This window comes from Halomonas sp. 3D7M (assembly GCF_014897885.1).
GTDB lineage: Bacteria > Pseudomonadota > Gammaproteobacteria > Pseudomonadales > Halomonadaceae > Vreelandella.
Genome location: NZ_JABUZF010000240.1, coordinates 11,332 through 19,409 on the forward strand (window position 1 = coordinate 11,332; position 8,078 = coordinate 19,409).

The window sequence follows — 8,078 nt, forward strand, 5'->3', positions numbered from 1 at the left end:
CGGCTGGTCGAGCGTGGCTGTCAATTGGCGTGGCTGCTCTGGTGAGCCAAACCATCGCGCCAGGGGATATCACTCTGGCGCGAGTGAGGACTTGGCGGATGTGGTTAAGCAACTAACGTTACGCTATCCAAACAAATTGTTTGCCGCGATTGGTTACTCATTGGGTGGCAATGTGTTGCTTAAGTATTTGGGTGAAGAGGGTGGCAATACGCCGTTGAAGGCCGCGGCAGCGGTATCGGTACCGTTTCGGCTGGACCACTGCGCAGACCGAATAAGTAAAGGCTTCTCCAGGATTTATCAGGCCCGCTTCCTGCGAGACCTGCGCCAGTATGTTGAACATAAGCAGCAGGCGTTTGTACGCCAAGGGCGAAGGGAAGAACTGGCGCGTTTAGCGGCGCTTGAAGCATTACAAGGTATGAAGACGTTTTGGGACTTCGATGGCCGCGTTACTGCGCCACTGCATGGCTTTGAAAGCGCCGATGACTATTACCACCGCTGTAGCAGTGCTTTCTTCGTGGAGCACCTTCGTATTCCAACGCTCATTGTGCATGCACTAGATGACCCTTTTATCTACCCACAGAGCGTTCCTAATGCGGAAACTCTGCCAAGCTATGTCACCCTGGAGCTTCATGCCTCGGGTGGCCATGTGGGCTTTATAGAGGGGCCTCCGTGGCGGCCGCGTTATTATCTTGAACACCGATTGCCTGACTGGCTGCAGTCGCAGGTTTGTAGCCAGGGTAAAACGCATAACACTAGCGCACTACTATCTAATTAACGTCAATCACCTCAGAGGTTGCTATGTCCGCGTTCTTTGACCGATTAAACGGTGTCTCGTCTCCTCGTATTGGCTTGGGATGCATGAATCTTTCCCATGGCTATGGGCAGTATGTGCCAGAAACAGAGGCGCTTCGGGTATTGGAAGAAGCCTTTGAGATGGGATACCGCCATTTTGATACGGCGACGCTCTATGGTGGAACAGCAAATGAGCGGTTGTTGGGGCTCGCTTTAAAAACAAAAAGGTACCAGCTGTTTCTCGCCAGCAAGTGTGGAATGGCATTGGACGCTGAAACAGGGAAGCGCATTATCGATGGTCGCCCTGACACATTGCGTCGCCAGTGTGAAGAGAGTCTGTCACGACTGAAAACGGATTATTTGGATATTTACTACCTGCATCGCCTAGATCGTAGTGTTCCTATTGAAGAGAGTGTTGGGGCGCTGGGCCGACTAGTGGAAGAGGGTAAAATTGGTGCGGTTGGCTTATCTGAGGTATCGGCAGAAACATTTCGTAAAGGTAATGCGGAATATCCAGTCGCAGCAGTACAGTCAGAATACTCACTCTGGACACGTAATCCCGACATTGCTCTGAAGGATGCATGTGCGGAGCTCGGTGCTGCCTTAGTGGCGTTCAGCCCACTTGGGCGCGGTTTTTTGACGGGGGCAGTGGAAGAAAGTACCCAGTTTTCGACAGGGGATATGCGCGCCGGAATGCCCCGCTTTAGTAAAGACAATTTACCTCACAATATAGCTTTGTTGGATGACGTTAAAACAATGGCTAGGCGTCTTGAGATCTCACCCGCACAGCTGGCGCTAGCTTGGTTAAACGCCCAGGGCCATCATATTGTGCCTATTCCTGGTTCCTGCTCAGTGACGCATATACGCGAGAACTTACGCGCTGAAACGGTCGTGTTGGATGACGCAACAGTGACTCAGCTCAACGGTATGCTGTTGCCGAGCCAAGTTGCTGGCGCTCGTTATAGCGACACGCAACAAGCTGATATTGATACTGAAGAATTTGCGGATTGTTAGCGTAAATTGATAGGGCAAATGGTGATTTTACCAAACCCCGTTGCTTTCTTTCCGCCGAGGACTATTATTCGCTACCAACGACGATGTTGTTTGCCCTCTAAGTTGTTAGCCCCCTAAGGAACAGTGCCATGTTAAAAGGTCTGATCATTTGTTTTGCCGTGCTATTTGCACAGTTGGCGGTGCTGAACGTGATCGATGCACGTCTCTATAACGCTCAGGATGCGCGTCAAGCAGCGACAATGCAGCATTTACCTCACAAGGAAGAAGACGACGATAACGTTTCACCGCCAGCAGTGAAGCTGTAAGCAGAAGAAGCGAAGATAATCACGCCAAATTTGGTACGGTCAGGGGAATTTTATAGCGCATTTCTATGTCCAAAGTGGTGTGGAATGTTAAGCATAGTCAACGCTTGAGGAGCAAGTGCCTTAAAAAGCAGTTGTTTGCGTGGAAGACAAATACTTGCGTCTGGAACTTGGTAACGGCATCCTTGTCCGTTGTTAGTATTACCATTAGGGAGCATAGATAAATGGCTTTTAACGATTCGAACACGGCGAGAGCGCAAACGCGCAGCGAAGTAAGTAGTGTTAGCGCTAATAAAGTTCTGCGTAACACCTACGCGCTATTGGCCATGACATTGCTATTCTCTGCGGTCACCGCTGGTGCCTCTGTCGCAATGGGCATCCAACAAATGAACATTTTTGTGTTCTTTATCGGTGCATACGGGCTGATGTTCCTGGTTCACAAAACGGCCAATTCGGCAGCTGGCTTGTTGGCGACTTTTGCATTCACTGGATTTATGGGCTTCACGCTTGGCCCAATCATTTCCGCCTATCTTACGTTGCCTAACGGTGGCGCTTTGATAATGAATGCATTGGCAATGACTGGCTTGACGTTTATCGGCCTTTCTGCGGTTGCATTAACCACCAAGAAAGACTTCAGCTTTTTAGGTAATTTCCTAATGGCTGGGGCCATTGTGTTGATTTTGGCCATGGTAGCCGGGCTGATCTTCAACATTCCTGCGCTTTCATTGATGGTTTCCGCTGGTTTTGTGCTGTTTGCATCAGCGGCGATCCTCTACCAAACCAGTGAAATTGTTCACCGGGCGGGAGAGACCAACTACATTCTCGCAACTATTACGCTTTATGTTTCCATTTATAACCTGTTCATCAGTCTGCTCTCGATTTTAGGCATTATGAGCAACGACTGATCAACCCCTGCAGTACTATCGCGACAGACCCTACTTGCTAGGGTCTGTTTTTTTTAGGGCGGACTGTATCGAGATAATCCGATGGAGTATGGCTTATTGGTCATGGGGGCGCCGTATAGTAGTGCCGCCCCTCATTCCGCGCTGCGATTTGCCCAAGCAGTGCTAAATGAAGGACACCACATCAAGGGCGTTTTTTTCTATCAAGATGGCGTTCATAATGCCTCTCGACTAATGACTCCTCCACAGGATGAGCTCAATATGCGAGACGCTTGGGTTGACCTGCATCATCAGCACGGGGTGGGATTAGATGTATGCGTCGCGGCGGCGTTACGCCGTGGTGTGGTGAGTGAAGCAGAGGCAAAGCGGCACGGGCAAGTGAACTTCAATCTTGAGCCACCCTTTGAATTAACGGGGCTAGGGCAACTGCTTGAGCTACAGCAGCGCTGTGATCGTTTTATTACGTTTGCTTAGTAGTGAGAACAGGGCTGAAAACAGGGCGACCGGAGTAGATAGGTAGGACTAAGATGGCTGAAGCAAATGAGCGACTTATCGTTATACGACATGCGCCCTATAGCTCAAATGAGTTGCGGGAAGGGCTGGATGTTGCGCTAGTGTCTGCTGCCTTTGGGCAAGCGGTTGATCTGCTGTTTTTAGGGCAGGGGATATTCGCGTTACTCAAAGAGCAACAGGTTGGCGCGCCAGGCCAAAAAGCCACGCTACCGACAATTAATATGTTAGAAATGTACGATATAGAAAACCTATTAGTCCCTACCGAGACCCTACAAGCCTTCAATATAGCCACTGATCAGCTGGTTGAGGGAGTTACCCTAGTCCCGGCTTCAGACGTGCCAGACCTGTTCCAGCGTTATAATTATGTTCTTAATTTTTAATTTTGCGCTCAATTTTTAGCAGAGTAGCCAATAACTATGCTGCATATTCTGAATAAACCTCCCCATAGCGATGCTGCTGTGCAAATGCTCAACGCACTCAGCAATGGCGATTCTGTTGTGCTGATAGAAGACGGCGTGCAGGCTGCGCTCTATCCTGAATGGCAAGGTTGGGCAGCCAATACAGCGTCGATTTTTTTGCTAGCTGAAGATGCTATTTCGAGAGGGGTTCACTCTGTTGCCACCAGCCATGGGCTGCCTTTGATAGAAATGGACGGCTTTATTAAGTTGACCGAGCAAAATGAAAAGATCATTTCCTGGTATTGAATATGAGTAATCAAAGTTTATACCGTTATCTTGATTCGTCGCAAAAGATCCAACTAGATCCTGAGGGGTATCTAGTTAAGCAGGATCAGTGGAGCGGTGAGGTTGCTCAGTTGCTCGCTGAGGATGAAGGGTTAACTCTTACAGAAAAACACTGGGAAATTATTCAGCTGGTGCGCGAGTTTTATACTCGATATGAAATGGCACCCGCAATGCGGCCCTTAGTGAAAGCCACAAAACAGGCGCTGGGTGATGAGAAGGGGAATTCGATTTATTTAATGACGCTGTTTCCGGGGAGTCCACCAAAGCGTATTGCTCGCATCGCTGGCCTTCCTAAGCCCACAAACTGTTTATAGCTATTTTTGCGGTTATTTTGAGCGATACGAAATCTGGGCGTTAGACCGAGTCGCCCCGTGTGCAAACAGAAAGCACGACCGCATCTTCTGGGCTGGTAGAAACCAGGGCGTGCCCCATGTCGCTATCAAAATAAATACTATCGCCTTCGGCGAGCATGAGTGGCGCATAAAATTCTGTGTATAACAAAATATCGCCTTCTAAAATCATCAAAAACTCTTCACCGTCGTGTCGAACCCACTGATGGTACTCATCAAAGCTGCGTGCTCTAACAATGGTCTTAAAAGGAATCATGCGCTTTTGAGCAAGCTGATGTCCGAGCAGCTCATGCTCGTAGGTAGGGGTAGGGTGCACTTGGCCCTTGCCCTTACGGGTAAGATCTCTACGCCCCATGGTATAGCGCTCACGCTTCGGCGGCGTAAATAGCTGGGGCAGGTCGATGTTCAGGCCGGTAATAAGTTTTTGAACCACACTGAACGTAGGCGACACTTGGTCATTTTCGATCTTGGAGAGTGTTGAACGTGCTAAGCCTGTGCGCTGGCTGACGTCTTCCAATGTCCACTGGTTAGCAAGGCGAATCTGTTTTAAACGTTCCCCCAGGCGTAAAGGTTCGACAAAGGGCTTTCGCCCAGAGGCTATGCGCAGCGCAGCATGCTCTTCAGTAGTAGCGGTCATAAAAAGCCACGTGAGTAAACGTCAATAAAACCGCATGTTATCACAGACGCTCTGTATCAAGGTCGCCGTCGCATGACGTTTCACAATAGTGAGTGGCATACGTCATGGAACATCCGTAAAGGGCAAACCCAATAGCGCTTTTAAGTGAGCTTCTGCACCGCTAGCGAGGGTTTTCGGGTTATACCCCCCCTCAAGTACTGAAACTACTCGGTTTTCTGCATAGAGGGCTGCAATCTCCATTGCTAAGTGGGTTATCCAATAAAAATCCTCATCTTCTAAGCAGATATCTCCCATCGGGTCGTCGCGATGAGCATCAAAGCCTGCAGAAAGCATGACTAAGTCTGGTTTGAACGCATGGAGAGCGGGAAGCCACTGTCGTTCGATAATGCGTCTAAACTCTTTACTATCAGTGCCTACTTCCAGCGGCGTATTGACCACATTTTGCCATTCACTGCGTAAATAGCGCCAGGGGTAAAACGGATACTGGAAGCTCGTGCACACCAGTACCTCTGGATCATTTTTGAAGATATCAATAGTGCCGTTGCACTGATGAACATCAAAATCGAGTATTGCGATACGTTTAGCACCATATTTTGCTTTTGCATGGGCCGCACCGACGGCAATGTTGTTATAGAAACAAAACCCCATCGCATCAGCCGCTTCTGCATGATGCCCAGGCGGCCGTACTGCGCAAAATACGTTGTCAGCTTGGCGCTTAAAGACTTGATCAACTCCGCGAATGACGGCTCCCGCGGCCACTCTGGCCGATTTTANCGGCCACTCTGGCCGATTTTAGGCTATCGGGGTTCATCATTGTGTCGCTATCGAGGGTGACGATGCCTTCTTTCGGCAGGCACTTTGCTAACGCATTAAGGTGCCTTGTTGGGTGCACTCTTGCTAATGCCTCGTCACACGCCTCTTTGGCATCCGCCTGCATGGTTTGTTGAAGAAGGCCTGCTAGAGATAGGCGCGCACGAATCGCTTCAAGCCGTTGAGGGCTTTCAGGGTGCTCAGGCCCCATATGGTGCAATGCGCAGTCTGGGGGAGTAAGGTAGGCAGAGTAAGGTAGGCAGTAATCATGCAAGCGCTCCGAAGACAATATCGCCACCTTAATCGTCTCAGGGGCTTGCGCGACAGTGTCAATAAGTCGTACACAGTGGTTATTAATTTCAGGGGAGACGCATTCGTGAGCACACGTTTTTTGCATCATTTTTTCGAACCGCGCACAGTGGCCGTGTTCGGTGCCTCTGAAAAGCCAGCCTCGTTGGGTGGTTTAGTGCTCAGTAATCTCCAAGAGGGCGGTTTTAGGGGGAAAATATGGGCGGTCAATCTGAAAGGATATGACACAGTCTTCGGCGTGGATTGCGTCCGCACCGTGAATGAACTGCCTGAAATCCCTGATTTAGCGGTTATCTGTTCGCCAATCGATGGTGTTCCTAGTCTTATCAAAAAACTTGGGCAGTTTGGTGTTAAAGCTGCGCTGGTGCTTTCCGGTGGTGCCTACCTTGATCGTGAGACGGGCAACAAAGGCTCAATCCGGCAACGTATGTTGCAGTCGGCGATAGAGTCGGGTATCCGGGTGCTAGGGCCCGAGTGCATGGGGCTGATTGTGCCTGGGAAGAAACTGAATGCTTCCTATGCCAGCCAGCCAGTTCAAGCGGGCAAAGTGGCCTACTTAGGGCAATCGGGCATGTTGGCAAATGCCATGATCGATTGGGCTGCTGGCCGCGATGTTGGCTTTTCACACTTGATCACGGTAGGTGACAGTGTTGATGTTCTACTGCCAGATTTGATTGATTATGTGAATCAGTTTTCTCCAGCGCAAGCGATTCTGCTGCACCTTGAGCGCGTGATGGATGCTCAGCACTTTATGACCTCCGTGCGTGATGCATCGCGTAACCGCTTGGTCGTCGCCATCAAGAGTGGGCGAACGCCGCAGTCAGATATTTCGGGTATGGCCCCCACACCAGGTATTGCTAATCGTGATGTGGTGTTTGACGCGGCCTTTGCCCGGGCGGGCGTTGTTCGCGTCAATGATTACGATGAATTGCTGGATGCGCTTGAAACCTTATCGCGCATGAAGCCGCTTCGCGGCGACCGATTGGCTATTGTATCCAATGGCTTAGGACCCGCCATGCTGGCGATCGATAAACTGATAAGTGCCGGCGGTAAACTGGCGGAGTTTAGCGAAGAGACCCAGCGGGTGCTGCATAAAAGCCAGGTAGATATGAGCAAACCCGGTGAGAACCCAGTGGATTTAGGCGGCAACGCGACGCCAGAGCGTTTTGTAGAAGCGCTAAAAATTGTCACTGCCGATCCAAATGCGGATGCCGTACTGGTGGTTCACGCGCCTACTCGTTTAGCGCCTTCATTGGCCACCGCTCAGGCGCTGATTGATCATCGAAAGACATTTAAACGTAACTTACTAACGAGTTGGATGGGGCTGAAAGAAGCTCTGAATGCTAGGCATGTGTGCAATTTGGCGGGGATACCCACCTATACATCGCCGGAAAAGGCGGTGAAAGCATTTATGCATATGGTGGACTATCAGCGTGTTCAAGCGCTGCTGCATGAAATTCCGCCTAGCTTACCTTTTTCCACCAGCGCAGAGATTCGTGCGGAGTGTCGCGCGCTGATTAAAAATGCCAAAGCGGAAGGGCGACAAACATTGACCCATTCCGAAACGGCCCAAGTATTGGAAGCCTATGGCATTCCAGCGGCGCCTAGTGTCTATTTGAGCAAGCCGGAAGATGCCTTAGCAATGGCGGATCATTTTCCAGGCCCTAAGGCGCTAAAAGTCATTCACGAGGGCAATTGTCGTCCTT

General features: G+C 50.1%; 10 protein-coding genes and 1 pseudogene. 9 read left to right on the top strand and 2 right to left on the bottom strand.

The window, feature by feature from the left end; genetic code table 11:
* The 8 genes from INT22_RS13920 to INT22_RS13955 form a co-directional block, all read left to right on the top strand.
* On the top strand, positions 1-775 hold a 775-nt coding region (locus INT22_RS13920; protein ID WP_226912738.1), incomplete at its 5' end, for a YheT family hydrolase.
* 23 nt (positions 776-798) lie between these two features.
* A complete protein-coding gene (locus INT22_RS13925; RefSeq protein WP_193060425.1) occupies positions 799-1,806 on the top strand; it encodes an aldo/keto reductase in 1,008 nt (335 codons plus the stop codon).
* A 128-nt stretch (positions 1,807-1,934) separates the two neighbouring features.
* Positions 1,935-2,111 (top strand): hypothetical protein, encoded by a 177-nt coding sequence (locus INT22_RS13930; protein ID WP_167457121.1) that lies wholly within the window; start codon positions 1,935-1,937, stop codon positions 2,109-2,111.
* 221 nt (positions 2,112-2,332) lie between these two features.
* Positions 2,333-3,013, top strand: a complete 681-nt coding sequence (locus INT22_RS13935; RefSeq protein ID WP_038484188.1) for a Bax inhibitor-1/YccA family protein — start codon at positions 2,333-2,335, stop codon at positions 3,011-3,013.
* A gap of 81 nt (positions 3,014-3,094) precedes the next feature.
* The gene (gene tusD / locus INT22_RS13940; protein WP_193060426.1) at positions 3,095-3,484 is read left to right on the top strand and encodes a sulfurtransferase complex subunit TusD; all 390 of its coding nucleotides are present in this window, start codon (positions 3,095-3,097) and stop codon (positions 3,482-3,484) included.
* Positions 3,485-3,537: 53 nt separating this feature from the next.
* Positions 3,538-3,903 carry a DsrE family protein gene (locus tag INT22_RS13945; protein ID WP_193060427.1) on the top strand — a complete coding sequence of 122 codons (366 nt, stop codon included), beginning with the start codon at positions 3,538-3,540 and terminating at the stop codon, positions 3,901-3,903.
* 36 nt (positions 3,904-3,939) lie between these two features.
* Positions 3,940-4,227: a sulfurtransferase complex subunit TusB gene (tusB, locus tag INT22_RS13950; RefSeq protein WP_193060428.1), complete on the top strand. Its 288-nt coding sequence runs from the start codon at positions 3,940-3,942 to the stop codon at positions 4,225-4,227.
* Positions 4,228-4,229: 2 nt separating this feature from the next.
* Positions 4,230-4,580 carry a TusE/DsrC/DsvC family sulfur relay protein gene (locus INT22_RS13955; RefSeq protein WP_193060429.1) on the top strand — a complete coding sequence of 117 codons (351 nt, stop codon included), beginning with the start codon at positions 4,230-4,232 and terminating at the stop codon, positions 4,578-4,580.
* 40 nt (positions 4,581-4,620) lie between these two features.
* On the opposite strand, the gene INT22_RS13960 is transcribed toward INT22_RS13955, so the two are convergent.
* Together INT22_RS13960 and INT22_RS13965 are read right to left on the bottom strand one after the other, a co-directional pair.
* Positions 4,621-5,253, bottom strand: a complete 633-nt coding sequence (locus INT22_RS13960; RefSeq protein WP_038484202.1) for a helix-turn-helix domain-containing protein — start codon at positions 5,251-5,253, stop codon at positions 4,621-4,623.
* A 102-nt stretch (positions 5,254-5,355) separates the two neighbouring features.
* Positions 5,356-6,274, bottom strand: a pseudogene (locus INT22_RS13965) (histone deacetylase family protein).
* A 165-nt stretch (positions 6,275-6,439) separates the two neighbouring features.
* Here INT22_RS13965 and INT22_RS21080 point away from each other — a divergent pair.
* The coding region (locus INT22_RS21080; RefSeq protein ID WP_319022081.1) for a CoA-binding protein at positions 6,440-8,078 on the top strand (1,639 nt) is incomplete at its 3' end.

Bases quoted from the DNA above. Each gene is read 5' to 3' on its own strand.
- INT22_RS13925 (WP_193060425.1), top strand. From the start codon at position 799: ATGTCCGCGTTCTTTGACCGATTAAACGGTGTCTCGTCTCCTCGTATT.
- INT22_RS13930 (WP_167457121.1), top strand. From the start codon at position 1,935: ATGTTAAAAGGTCTGATCATTTGTTTTGCCGTGCTATTTGCACAGTTG.
- INT22_RS13935 (WP_038484188.1), top strand. From the start codon at position 2,333: ATGGCTTTTAACGATTCGAACACGGCGAGAGCGCAAACGCGCAGCGAA.
- tusD (WP_193060426.1), top strand. From the start codon at position 3,095: ATGGAGTATGGCTTATTGGTCATGGGGGCGCCGTATAGTAGTGCCGCC.
- INT22_RS13945 (WP_193060427.1), top strand. From the start codon at position 3,538: ATGGCTGAAGCAAATGAGCGACTTATCGTTATACGACATGCGCCCTAT.
- tusB (WP_193060428.1), top strand. From the start codon at position 3,940: ATGCTGCATATTCTGAATAAACCTCCCCATAGCGATGCTGCTGTGCAA.
- INT22_RS13955 (WP_193060429.1), top strand. From the start codon at position 4,230: ATGAGTAATCAAAGTTTATACCGTTATCTTGATTCGTCGCAAAAGATC.
- INT22_RS13960 (WP_038484202.1), bottom strand. From the start codon at position 5,253: ATGACCGCTACTACTGAAGAGCATGCTGCGCTGCGCATAGCCTCTGGG.